The 18,565-nt window shown below is 39.9% G+C and carries 20 protein-coding genes and 1 other annotated feature; of the genes, 14 read left to right on the plus strand and 6 right to left on the minus strand.

Going from position 1 to position 18,565, the window contains the following annotated elements:
* The first annotated feature begins 72 nt into the window (after nucleotides 1-72).
* Entirely contained in the window at nucleotides 73-1,872 is a 1,800-nt protein-coding gene (locus tag AC1D7X_RS14005; protein ID WP_495475466.1) for a M3 family oligoendopeptidase, read from the plus strand.
* A gap of 255 nt (nucleotides 1,873-2,127) precedes the next feature.
* Nucleotides 2,128-2,532 (plus strand): O-methyltransferase, encoded by a 405-nt coding sequence (locus AC1D7X_RS14010; RefSeq protein ID WP_495454788.1) that lies wholly within the window; start codon nucleotides 2,128-2,130, stop codon nucleotides 2,530-2,532.
* A 116-nt stretch (nucleotides 2,533-2,648) separates the two neighbouring features.
* Here the strand turns inward: AC1D7X_RS14010 and AC1D7X_RS14015 are convergent, their stop codons facing one another.
* Nucleotides 2,649-2,888 (minus strand): alpha/beta-type small acid-soluble spore protein, encoded by a 240-nt coding sequence (locus tag AC1D7X_RS14015; RefSeq protein ID WP_495454789.1) that lies wholly within the window; start codon nucleotides 2,886-2,888, stop codon nucleotides 2,649-2,651.
* Nucleotides 2,889-3,112: 224 nt separating this feature from the next.
* Nucleotides 3,113-3,366, plus strand: a binding site (T-box leader).
* 55 nt (nucleotides 3,367-3,421) lie between these two features.
* Here AC1D7X_RS14015 and trpS point away from each other — a divergent pair.
* Nucleotides 3,422-4,417 carry a tryptophan--tRNA ligase gene (trpS, locus tag AC1D7X_RS14020; protein ID WP_495475467.1) on the plus strand — a complete coding sequence of 332 codons (996 nt, stop codon included), beginning with the start codon at nucleotides 3,422-3,424 and terminating at the stop codon, nucleotides 4,415-4,417.
* 3 nt (nucleotides 4,418-4,420) lie between these two features.
* On the opposite strand, the gene AC1D7X_RS14025 is transcribed toward trpS, so the two are convergent.
* Complete coding sequence (locus AC1D7X_RS14025; protein WP_495454791.1) at nucleotides 4,421-4,606, minus strand: hypothetical protein; 186 nt, start codon at nucleotides 4,604-4,606, stop codon at nucleotides 4,421-4,423.
* A gap of 117 nt (nucleotides 4,607-4,723) precedes the next feature.
* Here AC1D7X_RS14025 and AC1D7X_RS14030 point away from each other — a divergent pair, with 117 nt between their 5' ends.
* Nucleotides 4,724-4,939, plus strand: a complete 216-nt coding sequence (locus tag AC1D7X_RS14030) for an alpha/beta-type small acid-soluble spore protein (RefSeq protein WP_495454792.1) — start codon at nucleotides 4,724-4,726, stop codon at nucleotides 4,937-4,939.
* A 276-nt stretch (nucleotides 4,940-5,215) separates the two neighbouring features.
* Here AC1D7X_RS14030 and AC1D7X_RS14035 read toward each other — a convergent pair whose 3' ends face one another.
* Nucleotides 5,216-6,205 (minus strand): metal-dependent hydrolase, encoded by a 990-nt coding sequence (locus AC1D7X_RS14035; protein WP_495454793.1) that lies wholly within the window; start codon nucleotides 6,203-6,205, stop codon nucleotides 5,216-5,218.
* Nucleotides 6,206-6,417: 212 nt separating this feature from the next.
* Between AC1D7X_RS14035 and cyoE the strand changes: the two genes are divergently transcribed.
* Nucleotides 6,418-7,353 (plus strand): heme o synthase, encoded by a 936-nt coding sequence (gene cyoE / locus AC1D7X_RS14040; RefSeq protein WP_495475468.1) that lies wholly within the window; start codon nucleotides 6,418-6,420, stop codon nucleotides 7,351-7,353.
* A gap of 60 nt (nucleotides 7,354-7,413) precedes the next feature.
* Nucleotides 7,414-8,031 carry an SCO family protein gene (locus tag AC1D7X_RS14045; RefSeq protein ID WP_495454795.1) on the plus strand — a complete coding sequence of 206 codons (618 nt, stop codon included), beginning with the start codon at nucleotides 7,414-7,416 and terminating at the stop codon, nucleotides 8,029-8,031.
* A gap of 92 nt (nucleotides 8,032-8,123) precedes the next feature.
* Here the strand turns inward: AC1D7X_RS14045 and AC1D7X_RS14050 are convergent, their stop codons facing one another.
* The 3 genes from AC1D7X_RS14050 to AC1D7X_RS14060 all read right to left on the minus strand — a co-directional run bounded on the left by AC1D7X_RS14050 (nucleotide 8,124) and on the right by AC1D7X_RS14060 (nucleotide 10,120).
* Nucleotides 8,124-8,474, minus strand: a complete 351-nt coding sequence (locus AC1D7X_RS14050) for a toprim domain-containing protein (protein ID WP_495454796.1) — start codon at nucleotides 8,472-8,474, stop codon at nucleotides 8,124-8,126.
* Nucleotides 8,475-8,646: 172 nt separating this feature from the next.
* Nucleotides 8,647-8,829, minus strand: a complete 183-nt coding sequence (locus tag AC1D7X_RS14055; protein ID WP_495454797.1) for a hypothetical protein — start codon at nucleotides 8,827-8,829, stop codon at nucleotides 8,647-8,649.
* Between the two features lie 106 nt (nucleotides 8,830-8,935).
* Nucleotides 8,936-10,120: an MFS transporter gene (locus AC1D7X_RS14060; protein WP_495475469.1), complete on the minus strand. Its 1,185-nt coding sequence runs from the start codon at nucleotides 10,118-10,120 to the stop codon at nucleotides 8,936-8,938.
* 197 nt (nucleotides 10,121-10,317) lie between these two features.
* Here AC1D7X_RS14060 and AC1D7X_RS14065 point away from each other — a divergent pair, with 197 nt between their 5' ends.
* From AC1D7X_RS14065 to AC1D7X_RS14100, 8 genes are all read left to right on the plus strand, one after another.
* A complete protein-coding gene (locus AC1D7X_RS14065) occupies nucleotides 10,318-10,773 on the plus strand; it encodes a hypothetical protein (RefSeq protein ID WP_495454799.1) in 456 nt (151 codons plus the stop codon).
* Between the two features lie 41 nt (nucleotides 10,774-10,814).
* Entirely contained in the window at nucleotides 10,815-11,966 is a 1,152-nt protein-coding gene (locus AC1D7X_RS14070; protein WP_495475470.1) for a transglutaminase domain-containing protein, read from the plus strand.
* Between the two features lie 266 nt (nucleotides 11,967-12,232).
* A complete protein-coding gene (locus tag AC1D7X_RS14075; protein ID WP_495454801.1) occupies nucleotides 12,233-13,636 on the plus strand; it encodes an ABC transporter substrate-binding protein in 1,404 nt (467 codons plus the stop codon).
* Between the two features lie 93 nt (nucleotides 13,637-13,729).
* On the plus strand, nucleotides 13,730-14,620 hold the full coding sequence (locus AC1D7X_RS14080) for a carbohydrate ABC transporter permease (RefSeq protein WP_495454802.1): 891 nt from the start codon (nucleotides 13,730-13,732) through the stop codon (nucleotides 14,618-14,620).
* Nucleotides 14,621-14,853: 233 nt separating this feature from the next.
* A complete protein-coding gene (locus tag AC1D7X_RS14085) occupies nucleotides 14,854-15,687 on the plus strand; it encodes a carbohydrate ABC transporter permease (protein ID WP_495454803.1) in 834 nt (277 codons plus the stop codon).
* Nucleotides 15,688-15,746: 59 nt separating this feature from the next.
* Nucleotides 15,747-16,052, plus strand: a complete 306-nt coding sequence (locus tag AC1D7X_RS14090; protein WP_495454804.1) for a hypothetical protein — start codon at nucleotides 15,747-15,749, stop codon at nucleotides 16,050-16,052.
* Between the two features lie 463 nt (nucleotides 16,053-16,515).
* The gene (locus tag AC1D7X_RS14095; RefSeq protein ID WP_495454805.1) at nucleotides 16,516-17,505 is read left to right on the plus strand and encodes an ABC transporter ATP-binding protein; all 990 of its coding nucleotides are present in this window, start codon (nucleotides 16,516-16,518) and stop codon (nucleotides 17,503-17,505) included.
* Entirely contained in the window at nucleotides 17,502-18,482 is a 981-nt protein-coding gene (locus AC1D7X_RS14100) for an ABC transporter ATP-binding protein (RefSeq protein WP_495454806.1), read from the plus strand. Before AC1D7X_RS14095 ends, AC1D7X_RS14100 begins: the two co-directional genes overlap by 4 nt.
* Nucleotides 18,483-18,565: the final 83 nt, after the last annotated feature.

Consider the following 18,565-nt stretch of genomic DNA (forward strand, 5'->3'; position numbering starts at 1 on the left):
CTAATACAATCGTATATTATAGTTATATCGCTAATGGAAGTCCAATTCAAATATAAAAAAGGGGTTAGTAAAATGAAATCACAGTTATCGTTAACATGGGATTTAGAGTCTATTTTTCCAGGCGGCTCCTCTTCTGAACCATTTGCTTCATTCTTACAAACGTTAGAACAAGATATTAAAGAAGTTCAACAACATATCAAGGAAGCTAAGGCTCCTACAAGTGTTGAAGGGACTAAGGAATTCGATGGTTTCATTACACAATTATCAAGTTGTATGGAGAGAATTTCAGAGGTGGGATCTTTTGTTTCTTGTTTAGGAGCACAAGATCAGCAAGATAAGAAGGCAGTTCAACTGTCAGGAAAAGTTACAAATTTACAAGCACAGCTCATGAGTGTTAGCGGTGAATTTGATAATTTACTTCGAAGTACAAATGATGAAGTATGGAAATTATGGATGGATCGCGAGGAAGTCCGTGAATTATCCTTTGTATTGAATGAGAGCCGGGATCTTGCACGTGAGAAATTAAACCCTGAATTAGAAAGTCTAGCACTTGATTTGGCTGTTGACGGTTATCATGGTTGGGGAGAATTCTATGATACGATTGTTAGTCATGTTCAAATTCCATTTGAAGAAGACGGCTCAACAGTGATGTTATCCGCAGGACAAGCGTCTAATAAGCTTCACGATCCAAATCATGAAACAAGAGAGAAAATGTTCACGAAATGGGAACAAACATGGAAAGATACAGAAGATTACTGTGCAGATACATTAAATCACTTGGCAGGATTCCGTCTTAAACTGTACGATCGCCGCGGGTGGGATGGAATTCTTAAGGAACCATTAGCGATTAATCGCATGTCACAGCAAACGTTAGATGCCATGTGGAATGTTATTATTGATACTAAGCCTGTATTTGTAGATTATTTGAATCGTAAAGCTAAAATACTAGGTGTCGATAAGTTAAGTTGGGCAGATGTAGAAGCGCCAATTGGGAAAGTATCAGGTAAAATCTCATTTCAAGATGCTGCAGAAAATATTGTGAAGCAATTCAACACATTTAGTCCAAAATTAGCGGAATTTACAGAGATGGCCTTTGACAATGAGTGGATTGAAGCAGAAGATCGCCCTGGTAAACGTCCAGGAGGATTCTGTACCTCCCTTTCTGTAAGTAAAGAGACACGTATTTTCATGACATATGCAGGTACAGCTGACAATGTGTCAACGTTAGCGCATGAACTTGGCCACGGGTATCATCAGCACCTTATGAAAGATCTGCCTATGTTTAATCAGAATTATGCTATGAATGTAGCTGAGACAGCTTCAACTTTTGCGGAAATGATCGTGGCGGATGCATTAGTTAAGGCTTCTACAGATCCACAAGAGAAGCTTGCCTTACTTGAAGGGAAAATTCAAAATAGCATAGCCTTTTTTATGAATATCCATGCGAGATTCTTATTTGAGACTCGTTTTTATGACAAGCGAAAGAATGGACTTGTAAGTGCAGAGGAGTTAAGCCAATTGATGGAAGAAGCGCAACAGGAAGCTTTCTGTGGAGCACTTTCATCGTATCACCCACATTTCTGGGCTGCAAAACTCCACTTCTACATCACAGACGTTCCGTTCTATAACTTCCCATACACATTCGGTTACATGTTCAGTACAGGTCTCTATGTACGTGCACAGCAAGAAGGTACAACATTCGCAGATAAGTATGACCGTTTATTACAAGATACGGGTGTGATGACGGTTGAAGAGCTAGCGAATAAACATCTTGGAGTAGATTTGACGGGTCCTGAATTCTGGCAGAGTGCTATTGATTTATGTGTAGCGGATGTCCAAGAATTTATGGAATTGACGAAACATGTCGTGTGAAAATATACGAATATAAAGTTGAAAAAAGATGAGGATTCCCGAAATGGGAATCTTTTTTTTGTTACATGGTCATGTGACATGAATGTCATAATAGGCATTATTTTATCAAAAAAGATCATAAACTGAATGATTTATGTGCAAATAATAGGAATATATACCCAATTTTGTTTGGATATGTTGATCCTTAGTGATGGAGCATCTATAATGAGTCATAAGCCCTATGTTAGGGGTGAAATTAAGGGGAGAAGGGATCTAATGATCAAGATTGATCAGTTATCGTTGGCCAGGCAATTGGACATTGTATTTAAGGAATTAGAACAAGAATTAGCTGGATTAACTGCAGGAACATTGTTTATTCAAATTCGTAATAACGCAGTTGGCAAATTTGGAATTCGTCACAATCCTATTGCTAGTCGCAATGGGGAATTTGCTTTGTCCGAAGAAGGTCTAACAGCAGTTCACCAACTATCCTTTCGGAATATGGCAATCGAGAGTCTGAAATATAAGCACCATTGGACACATGGAGAGATTACTTACGACTTCATGGTGCGACAGGGGACTGTTATGGTTGATGCTATATTGGAATCCAATTACAACATGGCCAATTTGATGATTCGTTATTCGCGACATTCATATCATGAAGTTTCCTCGGACTCATAATAATTTATAATTAATTGATTATTATTGAACTATTTGAATGAAACAAGGAAAGGCGACCTTGAGGACAAGGCCGCCTTTTGTATCGTTTAAATTGAAATATGATGTGGAAAGCAATATTATGAGTTGGAACGACCCGATAATTGTTGCTCAGCCAATTGTACTAGACGTTTCGTGATATATCCACCTAAAGAACCAGTTTCACGGGAAGTATAGTTTCCGTAGTAACCATCTTGAGGAATTTGAACACCTAGTTCTTGCGCTGCTTCCATTTTCAATTGATGCAAAGCTGCTGTTGCTTGAGGAACTACCAAGTTGTTGGAGCGACTACCTCTACCTTGTTGACCTGCGTTACCCATGTTTGTTCACCTCCTTTGTACTTAATGAGGTTATTATGGATCTAAAGATCTAAAATCATACAGGTAAATTAGTAAGTTAGAAGTGGTAATTATTTGTTATTTTTTGAGCGACGGATGCATCTAAATAGAGTTCGGCTTTAAATGTATCATGGGGTTATTCTAAAATGGGTTTGACAAGTATGGGTTAGAGTCTTATCATTGCACTTAAGTATTTGATTAAGATTATGAAATCGATGATAGGGACAAGTAAGCATAGACGGATGACCTTCAGAAAGCCGGTGGTTGATGTGAACCGGTGGAGCCGATGTGCCGAATGGACCCTTGAGTGCCAAGTTGAACAGGAATGAGTTATTCCTTATTATGCTGGTCGTGTTTTCCACGTTACGGAAATTAGAGGTTGCACAGATGTTGTTTCACTTGAAACAATGGTAATTTGTTGCAACAAATAAGGGTGGCACCACGGTCTCACGTCCCTTGCGGATGATGGGCCTTTTTCTGTTGTTTATTTTATTAATAATCTAGGAGGGTTCTAAATGAAAAAGACAGTACTTTCAGGCATAACACCTAGCGGTAGACTTACACTAGGTAACTATATTGGAGCTATGAAGAATTTCGTGAAGCTACAGGAGCAATATCAGTGTTACTTCATGGTAGCTGATCTGCATGCCATTACGGTATCGCAAGATCCAGAGGATCTTCGAGAGAGATCAGAAGCGAATGCAGCACTGTATATCGCAGCAGGTATAGATCCAGTTAAGTCTAATGTTTATTTACAATCGGCAGTACATCAACATGCAGAGCTAGGTTGGTTGTTGACTACATTGACATCTATGGGTGAGTTAGAACGCATGACACAGTTCAAAGATAAATCAACAGGTAAGGAATCCGTTGGAGCGGGTCTGTTCGTGTATCCGTCTCTGATGGCAGCAGATATTCTATTATACAACGCTGATTTGGTTCCTGTAGGTGAAGATCAGAAACAGCATTTAGAGCTGACACGTGATTTAGCGGGTCGCTTCAATAGTCGCTTTGGTAAATGTTTCACTATTCCTGATCCTTATATTCCTGAAGTAGGTGCGCGGGTGATGTCTCTAGATGATGTGAGTAAAAAAATGAGTAAGAGTAGTTCTGTACCAGCAAGTTATATTGCCTTATTGGATACACCGGATATTATTCGCAAAAAGATAAGTAGAGCTACAACAGATTCAGGTGCAGAAGTAAGATACGATGAAGAGACCAAGCCAGAGATAAGTAATCTGATGAGTATGTATGCACAATGCTCTGACCTATCACTTCATGATATTCAAACCAAATATGAAGGCAAAATGTACGGTGGTTTTAAAAAGGATCTAGCAGAAGTCATTGTTGCGACACTAGAGCCTATACAGAATCGATATCATGAGATTCGTCAAACGGGTGAGATTCATGACATTCTAGCTCAAGGAGCTGAGAATGCCAGTGAAGCTGCAACAAAGACCCTAGATCAAGTTAAACAGTTAATGGGTTTTCTGCCTTCTAAAAGACGCTAGTTTTTAGTTGGAATCTCTTAGAGAAGCCTTTCTATGCTTGGCTTTCGCAACAAATCCCCATCCAATGTTACATACGCCCAATATCGTTAATAGTAGGGCGAGCCATCCTGAATAACTAATGGCAATTGCCGCCGCCGCTAAGATAAGAATTGAGGATGTTGCGAACCATAATGATAGACTTTTACTCATGTAAAAAACCTCCAGTTTTTATTTAGGTAAATAAAGAATAATGTCTATCGATGTAGCCATACTAAGCTTGCAAGCTTGCACTTCATTACAGAGACAGAAGTGAAAGGAGATTATATTATGGCACAAGGACAATCCAGTTCCAACAATCTAGTGGTTCCTCAAGCAAGAGCAGCATTACAACAACTTAAAATGGAGGCTGCTCAAGAACTAGGTGTTACAATTCCGCAGGATGGCTATTATGGTAACTATACTTCAAGAGAAGTAGGTTCTCTCGGAGGATATATTACGAAACGCTTGGTTCAATTGGCTGAGCAATCTCTATCAGGAAAATAATTGAACACCGTATGTAGCGAATTTCTTGATATATGAATACAGTTGTGAAGCCTAGAGCACTTGCTCTAGGTTTTTTTGAAATATAAGAATTTATAAGTATTTCCGCTTATAAATAGTCTTATATTTCAACGCTAAACGTTTCCTTCCTCGCTGTAAAGGACGGCGAGGTCGTTTATGCTTGAAATACAAATAAATCAACCTGCATAAAACGGATACCGTCCAATAAGGGACGGTAAATGTTCTACATGTATATTAGACTAAGGGAAACTCTTCTTGTCAAGAAGAATAATGAGAAGATAAACGTTCATTCATCTTCTCATCGCTCAACCAACCGATATAAGAGCTGATAGGCGTGAAGTGATTGTCCATAACCACTACAGCTACAAATGGGAACTGTGTGCGATGCAAGTAACGTACATCAACCCAACGAACAATATATCCATTAACGATCATTTCAACATCTGCTACAGCAAAGGAAGTGAAATACAGAAAGGCTTTCACGTTAGTATGCTCTTTAGAATGTTCGATAGCTTCATGTTGTGCCGAAGCTACGGACTGTTGTTTCCAAGTAAGAATGCGATGGTTCAAGGTTCCAATATCGTAACTTCCATTGGGTTGTAACTTGACTACATGCCATTGATGTAAAGATACGGTAGGGAGTACAAAGTATGTATCTCCTTCTTGGTGACTGGAATCTAAGCGTTCTGCTTCCTTAACTCTTAAATAGTGTACGACTGTTCTCCAAACATAATAACAAATGGTTGAGCTATACAAAATGGTGAATAGAGGAGCAGGCGGTACTAAACCAAGAACCCATAGCAAGATCGCTGTTAAATGAGTTCCAAATATAAATGGATCAAAGATGTGAATGATATTCCATGAGACCCAACGCTCAGTAAAGGGTCGCAATGCTTGTGTACCATACGTATTAAACATATCGCTGAATACATGAACACATACTGCAATACCGGTCCATAAGGCTAAATGGAGTACGGATACATCGCGAAACACCAATGTGATCGCTGCAGTGATAAGTATGGTCCATATAAGTAAGAATGGAAGGGAGTGAGTTAGCCCCCGGTGATTACGAATGTATACGGCATTATTCTTCAAGCGAAGTATCCCATCAATATCCGGAGCTTGTGAAGCAAGAACGGTTCCGATGGTTACAGCTATAGCAAGCGAAGGATTTGATGCTACGACGGGATCGAGGTATGCTAAGCCAGCAAGTGTGAATCCCATAACAAAATGTGTGCCTGTATCCATATGCGTTCTCTCCTTTGTATTATCATACTATATAGTAAGTACCCAATTTCAAGCTATTCTATAGGAAGGTTTATGACAAAAGTCATCAAATTGTCAAATTGGAAGTGAAATAGCGTTGAATGTCGAACACTTTTCACTTCGTATATGATAAACTTTATAGCAGAGGATTTTTTTGTTCTCTTCAAGATAGATATAGAGGAGGAACTTTAGGCGTGGACAATCGTATGAGTTATCAAGCTCCTTCCGATTCAGCATCTTTTTCGGCAAGTAAGACGCCACCTAGCGAATCAGGAACATGGAGAGATTTCTATTATATAACGAAACCGGGTATTATCCGCTCAAACCTAATTGCTGCTTTTGCAGGGTTCTGGTTGGCGTCCCAATGGGATTTTCAATACGGAAAGATGATCATGACCCTCTTGGGGACCATATTAGTCATGGCGTCCTCATGTGTGTTTAATAATTATTTTGACCGAGAACTTGATTTAAAAATGGAGCGCACGAGTGACCGTTCTTTACCGATGGGACGTTTGAAGCCATCAGTAGTTCTGTGGTATGCAATCATACTAGGAATCTTAGGATTAGGGGTATTATTTACCTTTTCAGGAGTCCTTGCTGGATTGTTCGGTCTTGTAGGGATGGTTGTCTACGTGCCGATTTATACCCTTTGGCTTAAACGCTCATCGACATGGAGTACATCGGTTGGCGCAATCTCCGGTGCTATGCCACCTGTCATTGGTTATGTCGCTGTTACAGGAGTCGTAGATATGGGAGCCTGGTTATTATTCGCCATGTTATTCTTATGGCAGCCTCCTCACTTCTGGGCATTAGGGATTCGTCGTGTGGAAGAATATCGAGCTGCGGGATATCCATTACTCCCAGTAGTGAAGGGAATTAAACGCACGAAGATCCAAATGATTCCTTACCTAGTAGCTTTAATTCCAGTGCCAATTCTCATGTATACGTACGGGTATGCTGGAATTTACTACATGATCATTTCACTGGCATTGTCCGTGATATGGCTTTATCTTTCTTTAACAGGTTTCCGAGCAAAAAGTGATGAGGTATGGGCTAAGAAAGTTTTTTTATTCTCTATTAACTACTTAACCTTAAGTCTTATCGTATTAATCATTAATACTACACATTAGAATGTAGGACGATATTTCTAGTGAATTTTGATTAGACGAAAGTGGGGTTAGGTGTTACTTATGCAAACCTTAAAGCGTTATAAATGGACATGGATATCAATCACCATTATTATCATCTTTGCAGCATACCTATTGATCACCTCATTAGGAGTGGGCAAGGAAAAATGGCCTGTCATTGGAAATGTACAGGATTTCTCATTGGAGAATGTAGATAAAACAACGGTTACGCTTGATGATACGAAGGGGAAGGTACGGTTGTTCTACTTCTTCTTTACGAATTGTCCTGATGTGTGCCCAATAACGACATTCATGCTTACGCAAGCACAGAAGAATCTTGCGGAAGAGGGGATGTTCGGTAAAGATGTTGAATTTGTCTCTATTTCATTTGATCCCGAAGTGGATACGGTAGAGAAAATCAGAGAATTCGGAGATAAGTTCAAAGTAGACTATAATGGGTGGTACTTTCTACGGGGAGATAAACAAAAGATTTGGGATTTAGCAGAGAAATCATTTAAAATTATGATTGTTGGCGATAAAGAAGGTAACTATTCGCATGCTAATCTTATTGCTCTCGTGGATCGAGATAACCAGGTCCGGAACTTATATAACGCGAATGACACGGATGAGGTATCAGCGGATATCTTAGTGAAAGATATAAAGGCACTTGCAAAAGAGTAACTGAACACAATAATATACGAATCCTCTAACTTATCCATTTTAGGATAGGAAGAGGATTTTTTTGTGTGTGTAAAAATGTTCAATGAATCGGATTATAAATTATCTGGTACGTTGGGATAGAGGATATATTCATCAAGTTTGGCCTTTTTTAATTGTTCAATCAGATATTCATCGGGCGTTCCCTCTACACCCGCATACCCGCGACGAGTATACATATGTTCAGCATCAGGGAAAGAGTCACGTAACACACCGCGTATTTTTTTGCCGGAACTGTCATTATCCATAAATAAGAAGACTTCATCATCTCTTACTTCCTTACGTAAGGACTCCGCTTTAACGGAATTTAATGTGCCGAATGTACACAGAATCGTTATGTCTGACTTAAGTAAGCGTCGTAGTTTACTACGATCATTTTTTCCTTCGACAATAATGTAGATAGGCATTGGTATTTCACCTCATAATGAGAGGAGATATTCCTCAGAATTCCCCGGGAAATGTTGAATGAAATCCGTTTGGGTAGTTCTAGTTTAGCTTTTTTTAGGGATTACATGCAAAAAAAGGACAGGCCCCCCATAAGATTATGGTGGACCTTGGTTGGTTAGTGTTATGTGATTATTAACAAAAGATTGGGAAAGCACGTAGAATAATCACTAATAAAATAAAAAGTACGAGAATCATACCTGTTGTTCCTCCGAGACCTCCGATACAAGGAGCGGCAGCAACGGGTGCTTGTTGCACTGGAGGGCAACAAGGATTGTTATTATTATTATTATTAAATTGATTATTGAATTGGCCCATTTATTTCACCCCACTTTCCTTCGTGGATGTTTGCCACACAGTATCCTATGTAGATGGGGGGGAAAGGTTTGTGCAAAGGCCTATTTCAAGTGGTTTGTGTCATCGCCTATACAGGAGCATCAGGATTACGATGTGGATTTCCTGAATAGAGTGATGCTATATGTTGACGAGGAATAGGTAGCATCATTAATCCAAGCATTAGTAGAACAAAGGCAATAAAGTAGGGTGAAACATGATCACGGAGTTGTCCGGCAGCGACAGGGCCAATAAAGGAACCTAAGGACATGGCTATCGATTGAAAGGAGAAGACTCTACCTAATCGACCACCACCACTAAGTTTGATGAATAGAGAAGCCATAGCTGGGAAGATCAACCCTTTTGAAGAGCCTAACACGAATAGAATGTACACTAAAGGAATTGTAGGTAGTGCTGCTAAACCAAAAAAACAACAAGCCATCAGAATAATCCCAGAAACAACGCGTTTTACAGGAGAGTAATGGTTCAGGAAGAATAGACATAGCGTAAAGAATGCACCCACACTTAGTATGGAGAATAGGATACCCGTTGACATGATTCCTGATATTCCCGTATTACGGAGAGGAAGTTCAAAAAAGAGAATTCCTTGCGCACATGATACGACGAATGGAAGCGTAAAGTAACGCCATGAGACCGAGACAAATGGGGGTTGCGCAGGGATGTCGGTTGATGTTGTTCGTGATCCATTTATAGTTGATTGTGGGATAGAGACCGATGAAGGCACACTGAAAATAGCCATAACTCCAGTCGCGATAAGTAACCAGCCAAGCGCTTGAAAGGTTCCGGAATAACCAGCGTTAGCAACAATAAATGCACCTGCAGCAGGTGAGATAACAGAAGCTAGAGTATGGATGACGCCGTGTCCTGACATATATTTACCCTGAGTGATAGGGTCTTGGGATAGTGATGCTAATAGTGCTAGACAAGCAGGTGATAGAAAAGCTAATACAAATCCACTTAAGGAGCGTAATACTAGTAACTGCCAAGGAAACTGGACGTATGATTGAAGGAGAAGAATAATTCCAGCAGCCAGAAGGCTGAAGATGATGTAACGACGGCTCCCATGACGATCAATCACTTTTCCTGCAATAATGTTTCCTGGGAGATGCGTAAGCGCATAGATTCCCATCATCCATCCAATAAAGACGGGGGCGGCTCCAAGTGAAACGGCAAATGGGGTAAGAATGGGATACTGGGCATGTAGATCGAAGAAAGCTAAAAATAAAAACAAGTAAAGCCAAAAAGCAGTTTTCACATCATTACTCCTCTCTGTATAAGATTGGGCAAGGTTCTATACTACTTGTACGTTGAATTGGATTGAAACAGAACAATTTCCCTTTTTTTGTTCAAGTAGGGTTAGGGTTACAGGTTATATGGGAATCATGTATAATTAAACAATGACTGCTATAGAGGTTGTCATAAGTAGCTTAGTCGATGGGAGTGTTATAGTTAATGGACGTACAGGTATGGACTGATTTTCTGCAGCAAAACTGGCTAGTGATTATTATTGCCCTCGTTGTGCTCTTTGTCGTTCTCAATCTAGTGAAGACCATGGTGAAATGGGTACTTGCGATTGTTATTGTGGCAGGATTGCTTATTTATAGCGGAATCTCTTTAGATCAGATTGGAGAGGTTGTCACAACGGTAAAGGATGAGACGGTTAACACGGTAAAAAGTGAAGCTATGAATATGATGTTAAAAGAAGCTAAAGATGCTAAGTATACAGAAAATGCTGATGGAACAACGTATACGGTTACTACACCTAATGTAAGATTGGAAGGCACGAAGGGAACTGAAACGGTAGAGGTTACGTTTAAAGGAGTACCCTTGGGACAGTGGAAAGTTAATGATACGATCATAACGTTCGTTGAGAGTGCACAGAGTAACAGATCAACCACTGCTAAGTAAATAGTTCATCCCTGTATATAAATAAAGGGGAGATTAATAGCGTGTTCAATTCATGGTTTCAAAGTTTGCAAGATTTTAATATAGTCACGATTATTTTATTGTGTATTCTAATAGGGTCATTATTCCAAGGTTGGCGTAGGGGGGCTTCTAGTTCAGCAGGAAGGTTGTTTAGCATGCTGCGTGGAGTTGTTCTTACGCTACTTGGCTTAGCCATATCTGTGCCATTCACGATCTGGTTGTCCAGTAAAGTTCAACTGTGGCTTACGGATTATGGTACAAAGATACCAAGTGGAGACTTAAATGGGTGGGAACAAGTCTATTATACATTTATGACGTTTATGGCTAATTTTCCATTAATGAGGTTCGCAGTGTTGTTTATCGTGAGTTATTTATTTATCCGACTATTATTCGGTATACTCATCTCAATATTATTTAGTGGGCGAATGTCCTTCTTCTCTAAAAATAAAGGGAGACCAGCCAATTTGCTTAGTCGCGTAGCGGGATTAGGTATCGGTGCAATCATGGGTCTGGCTCGTAGTATTGTGGTTGTTGCCATTCTATTTATTTACGTTTCGTTATATCCAACGAGTACTTTCAGCCAACATGTCGAGGCGTCGCCAATCTATCAAGATGGTGCGCAGATGATTATTGAACCTTTATCGGGGAATCTAGTGAAAGAAAAGCTACCCGTGTTTACGAAGGCAGTAGAACATGAATTAGGCGGCATTCTACAGCAAAAGTATGACATTATCGATCGATCCGTTCCGGCAGATGTCGAACAAGCTGCTGAGAAGATCGCAGGTCAGTCTAAGAATGAAGAAGAGAAAGCTCGACTGTTATATGAATGGGTAGGCACAAGAGTTACCTATGATTATAGTAAAGTGGATGATTATGAACAAAAAGGAATATGGCATGAACAGACACCCAAGGATACGTTTGATACGAAACTAGGTGTATGTATCGATTATGCGAGATTGTATGCTGTGATGGCACGATCACAAGGTCTCAAAGTCAAAGTGGTTACTGGGCTTGGGTATAATGGGCAAGGTGGTTATGGACCACATGCATGGAATGAAGTGTTTATAACGGATAAGAACCAGTGGATCCCTCTAGACCCTACTTGGGCAAAAAGTGGGAATTGGTTCAATCCTCCTAAGTTTGCCGAGAGTCATGCGGAGGAACAGACATTATAATCAAATATTCAGCTTTGTAAGAACACCAACTTCATATTTGCGATAATCAAGAGAATTGCCTTAATTAAGGTGGTTCTCTTTTTTTGTTTAGATAGTATTTCTCTGTATGAATAGGGAGCGAGTAATTCTAAATTATACGTTGTCTGATAAATAGTTTGAATAAAGGTATCGATATATAAATATGTTAAATAACACATAAAGAAAGCGAATACAAAGATAGTGTTCATATTTACGATTAGTAACAGCCAAAAAAGGAGGGGAATATCATGTCAAACGGTAAAAGGAAGTTTGTACTTATCGCAACTACTTTGTTGTGTACTTCTTTATTATTTGGCTGTACGAACACCAAGGAAAAGACAGCAGAAGGTAATACAGGGACAGGGGAGAAGAGTAGCACAACGACAAAGAAAACCATCACGATTACATATAGAGATGACGGAATTGGAGAAGAGGGAGTGTTCTATAAATGGATTAAAGAACTCTCGGCCAGTTATCCTAACAAAGATGTCGAAATTAAGCCGACACCTATTCAGGCATCTGAAGGAGATTATTTCGCGAAGATCGCGTTAGCACTGAAATCGAAGGATACGGCGCCAGATATTGTAACGGAAGACACCTTTATTTTGAATTCGGATGCAAGCGCAGGATTCCTTGAACCCTTGGATGAACGATTAAAGGCTTGGGAAGATTGGACGAATGGTTCCTTTATTGAGGCTATGAAAAAGGGAGTCACGGCGAGTGACGGCAAAGTATACGGTGTGCCTTATAATACGGATTCCAGAGGACTCTGGTATAACAAAGAGATTTTTAAACAAGCAGGTCTTCCGGAAGATTGGCAACCCAAGTCATGGGATGATGTCTTAAATACAGCAAGAACAATCAAGGAAAGGGCAGGTCAGGATATTGTTCCGATCTGGATGAACATGGGCAAGGCTACAGGAGAGGCTACTTCCATGCAGACCTACGAAATGTTGCTCTATGGAACAGGGGATCGACTCTATGATGATGCGAGTGGTAAATGGATTATTAAAAGTCAGGGGATATTGGATGCACTGAGCTTTATTGAGCGTGTTAATAAAGAAAAACTTGGCCCACCGTTATCTAAAGTATTGAATGGGCAAGCAGGAAATACCTCTGCCCGTGAATATTTACCTAAAGGCAAACTTGCTATCTCATTAGATGGTTCATGGATATCAGGTAATTATTTTGAGAATGGTGCGGCACCATGGCCGGAATATAAGGACGTATTAGGATTTGCTCCAATGCCAACCAGCAAAGGGCAAGAACCGGGATCTATCACCTTAGCTGGAGGTTGGGCATTGTCGGTTCCAAGTAACGCCCAACACAAAGATGAGGCATTTGATTTCATCACATATGCACTCAATAAAGAGAATACTCAGAAACTTGTGATTGCATCCGGAAATATAACGGTCCGGGCAGATGTTGCGAAGGATCCGGAATATACCAAAATGCCGTTTAATGAAATTGCGACGGAATACTTAAAGAATGCTGAATTCAGACCAGCACAGGACAAATACCCTGAAGTGTCTACACAAATACAAACCATGGTTGAATCTGTGGCTACGGGTACGTCTCCAGCGGATGCGATGAAAAAATATGCTCAGGACGTAACAAGAATTGCTGGCAACGATCAAGTGATGGAAAAATAAATGACTAAGCTTACTTAAGCTGTCCTAGTAAATAGGGGCTTAGGTAAGCCGTTTTTTCTCATTGATCTTCAGCGTGCGGGAGGAGAACTTTGCATGAGTAGTTTGACAGTTGATGTTTCTTATAAGAAAAGAAAAACATATACGTGGCTCTATTTTTTACTACCATCAGTAGCTATCATGCTTGTGTTTTTTATATATCCTATTTTGTTAACGTTTTACTATTCCTTCACTAATCTAGCGTTAACTGGTGAAGCTGCAAAAGAGCTGAAATTTGTCGGGTTTGATAACTATATTCGCATGTTCGAAGATCCAACGGTTAGAGTTAGTATATGGAATACATTGATCTTCCTGATTGGGTCAGCTGTTATTGGTCAACAAGTATTAGGATTTCTTATTGCGCTCTTGATGAAGCATAAAAATAGGATGTTTCGGCGTGTAATCGGTACGATTGTGTTAGCAGGTTGGGTAACCCCTGAGATTGTGTGTGCTCTATGTTTATATAGCTTTTTCGGAGATGATGGCACGCTTAATTCAATCATTACATTCTTCGGGATTCCTGAAGTCACTTGGCTATATACCGTTCCTATGGTTACTATCATACTTGCGAATATCTGGCATGGTACGGCATTTTCTATGCTTATATTTCAAGCTGCACTAGATGATGTGCCAAGTGAGATTGAAGAGGCAGCTGTTGTAGATGGTGCTTCTAAATGGCAAATTCTCATGAAGATCATCATTCCATATATTAAAGATACGATTACCACGAATATGATGCTTGTGACACTGCAGACGCTGGGAGTATTCGGACTGATCTATGCGATGACTGGTGGTGGACCTGGAAACTCCACGACAACATTGCCTATCTTTATGTATAATCAAGCATTTGTTAATTATCAATTAGGATATGGAACCGCGATATCTTTATTGCTACTGCTTATTGGTATTGTGTTGAGCTTGTTCTATATTCGCTCGATGAAAGAATGAAAATGAAGTAACCTCACAAAACTAAAGATTATGCTTCCGAAGGGAGTTTTGTTTGAAGAATAATCGCAGAAGTAACGCTCACAAAACTAAAGATAATGCTTCCGAAGTGAGTTTTGTTCGAAGAATAATCGTAGAAGTAATGCTCACAAAACTAAAGATAATGCTTCCGAAGTGAGTTTTGTTCGAAGAATAATCGTAGAAGTAACGCTCACAAAACTTTGAGGAGAATTCATATGAATACGAAACAACGTTTAATCATTTATCGACTCATGCCGTATATGATTCTAGCCTTGATTGGGATCTGTTTCTTATTACCTCTACTATGGGTCCTTGTCGCATCCATCGACCCCAATGCGATGCAAACTCTTAAAGTACCCGATCGTATTACTGGAGCCAACTATATTGATGTGATCACGAATGGTGTGAATCAACGTGCATTCATTATTGGTCTTATTATGTCAGTTGGCCAAGCTGTCATCGTGGTTATATTAGCATTACTGGCGGCGTATCCTTTGTCCCGATATCAATTGAAATATAAAAAGTCATTCATGCTAACGATATTATTTATGACATCCTTACCGATTACAGCTGTTATGGTTCCTGTCTATCAATTGTTCTTAAGTATAAAATTATACGATAACATTTTTGGCGTCATTTTATTCTTTGTAGCATCATCTATGCCCTATGGTATTTGGATGCTAAAAAACTTTATGGATGCAGTACCAAGTGACTTGGAAGAAGCGGCTTGGATCGATGGTGCCTCTGTCTTAGTGGGCATTCGAACGGTGATCGCACCTTTAATGGTTCCGGGAATTTGCACGGTAGCCATCTTTACATTCTCCGGAAGTTGGGGAAACTTTTTTGTCCCGTATATCCTATTGCAGACACCTGAGAATTTCCCAGCTTCTTTGAAATTGTACCAATTCTTTGGACAATATGGTATGGCAGACTACGGTAAGTTAGCGGCATTTTCTGTGATATACGCGGTTCCTTCAGTAGTCTTGTATATCCTCTCACAGCAGTATATGTCCAAAGGGTTCGGACTGCAGGGTGGGATGAAAGGATAATGGGGAGTCCACCTAGAACCATATATGAATGATCATTCAAAGAAATTTGGAGGTACCTTATGATGAAGAGTAGGAAAGTCTGGATTCTCATAATGTTAACTTTACTTCTTATATTACCCTTAACTGGCTGTGTTCCTGGAGATGGAGAGAACACCGTTGATCATCCAGCAGGATTTTTTTGGGGAATATGGCATGGGTGGATTGCACCGATCTCATTAATCATCGGATTATTCAAAAGTGATATTCGTATCTACGAAATAGCTAATATTGGCTGGTGGTACGATCTTGGTTTTTACATTGCTATCATTAGTGGATTTGGTGGAGTTTCATTATCTCGGCGCAAAGGTAAAAATGATCGTCATTAAGTGTACAGTTATGAACCAATGATTGAAATTCATCTTAAGAGGATTAGAAAGAGTGTAGCTACCTAAGCTATGCTCTTTCTGTAAGAAGAGAAAATTATGATAGGTTAGGGTAAGAAGAGAATTTTGTCGAGGAAGTAAAACTTTGTACTAATATGTCAATTAAAATAACATAGATAGACAAATTTTGCTGAGTTTTCAATTATAATTAAAAAAATCTTGTGTATATTCATATTATAATGCTATGTTATTGTTTAAATAAGGAAAAATAAATATATTTTAATCTATTAATGATATTTTAAATAACATGCATATAACATCAAAGGTATATATATCTGCATTCCCACCAAATATTTAATCACACATACTTCTACCACACACACTACACACAACATTTACCCATTTGCATATCATCTTAGATTTGACATAGGAAGTATCCATTTAGATCGGAAAAGGGGTCTAGCCTATGAATATACCTATTCTACAAATTAAAAATTTACGTACACACTTTTTTATGGAGCGCGGAGAGGTTCCGGCTGTTGACGGGATAGATCTTCACGTGAACAAAGGAGAAGTTCTAGGTATTGTGGGTGAATCGGGCTGCGGTAAGAGCGTGACTTCTCTTTCTATATTGAAGCTAGTTCCTGAGCCACCTGGTAGAATCGTTGACGGATCGATTTTGTTTAAAGGGAAAGATATTGTCCAAATGAAAGAACGAGACATGCGAAAAATTCGTGGAGATGCTATTTCTATGATTTTTCAAGAACCCATGACATCGCTCAACCCGTTGTTCACGATAGGCCAGCAGATTACGGAAACGATACGTCTACATCGGGATAGCAACCGTAAAGAGGCTAGGCTTCATGCAATTCAGATGCTTCAAAAGGTAGGAATATCAAGGCCCGAAGCGGTCATTGATGAATATCCACATCAGCTATCAGGTGGAATGAGACAACGTGTTATGATCGCGATGGCGATAGCATGTCAGCCTGAGGTTCTAATCGCTGATGAACCAACAACAGCACTAGATGTAACCATACAAGCGCAAATATTAAATCTAATTCGAGGTCTAAATGAGGAGTTAGGAACAGCAGTTATGTTAATTACACATGATCTAGGTGTGGTAGCTGAGATGTGTCACCGTGTTGCGGTTATGTATGCGGGTAAGGTCGTGGAAGAGGGAAGTGTGCATGATATATTTAATCATCCACTTCACCCATATACACAGGGATTAATTCAATCTGTTCCACGTATGAACGAGACTAGAAAAAGACTATACTCCATTCCAGGAAATGTACCCATTCTTAGCAGTCATATGACAGGATGCCGATTTACTGCACGTTGTCCTTATGTGATGGAGAAATGCCACGAATCTCTTCCAGAGTTAGTAGAACGAGAAACTCAACATCGTTGTAGGTGTTGGCTTCATGATGAGCCGCAGGAGGATGCTGTATGAGTGAGAACTTATTGGAAGTACATAATCTCAAGAAATACTATCCATTACCAAAGCGATTATTTAGTAGAACACAAGCGTATGTCAAAGCTGTAGATGATATTTCTTTTAACGTAAAAAAGGGAGAGACCTTTGGGTTGGTCGGGGAAAGTGGTTGTGGCAAATCAACTACGGGACGCTCGTTATTGCGATTAATTGAACCAACAGAAGGACAGATATGGTTCGAGGGTCAGAATATTTCACAGCTTTCCTCAGAAGAATTACGAAGGAAGCGAAGGGATATGCAAATCGTATTTCAAGATCCATTCTCCTCATTAGATCCACGCCATTCCGTGCAACGGATCCTTGAGGAACCTCTCATTGTTCATGGGGTAGGCAACCGAATAGAGAGGCAATCCATTATACAAAGGCTTATTGATGTTGTTGGACTGACCTCATCCCATTTACAACGTTACCCTCATCAATTCTCGGGTGGTCAACGGCAACGTATAGGAATCGCTCGTGCTCTTTCGCTTCAGCCGAAATTGATTGTGGCGGATGAGCCCGTCTCTGCACTAGATGTTTCGATCCAATCTCAAGTAATCAATCTGATGCAGGATCTACAGGATGAATTCGGATTAACCTATATATTTATTGCACACGATCTTAGTGTGGTCAGGCATATTTGTGACCGTGTGGCCGTGATGTATTTAGGTAGAATTGTGGAAATGGCAGACAAGGAGTCGTTGTATTCTAATCCGCAGCATCCATACACTCAGGCATTATTATCGGCTGTTCCTGAGCCGAATCCTGATATAAAGAAAGAGAGAGTCATCTTACAAGGTGAGGTGCCGAGTCCAGCTAATGCACCCATCGGGTGTGCATTTCACACACGTTGTCCGAAAGTGATGGATGTGTGCACCACGCATCGCCCAGATCTGGTGACTAGGAACAACGTGGAAGGTGACCATCGTACAGCTTGTCATTTGTATACGATCTAGTTCAAGCGTTATTCAATGCTGAGCATCATGTTCAGCTGAATATAGGATTCATACTATGTGTTCTACAGAAAGGGCGTTATAGA

This window comes from Paenibacillus sp. Y568, assembly GCF_059445545.1.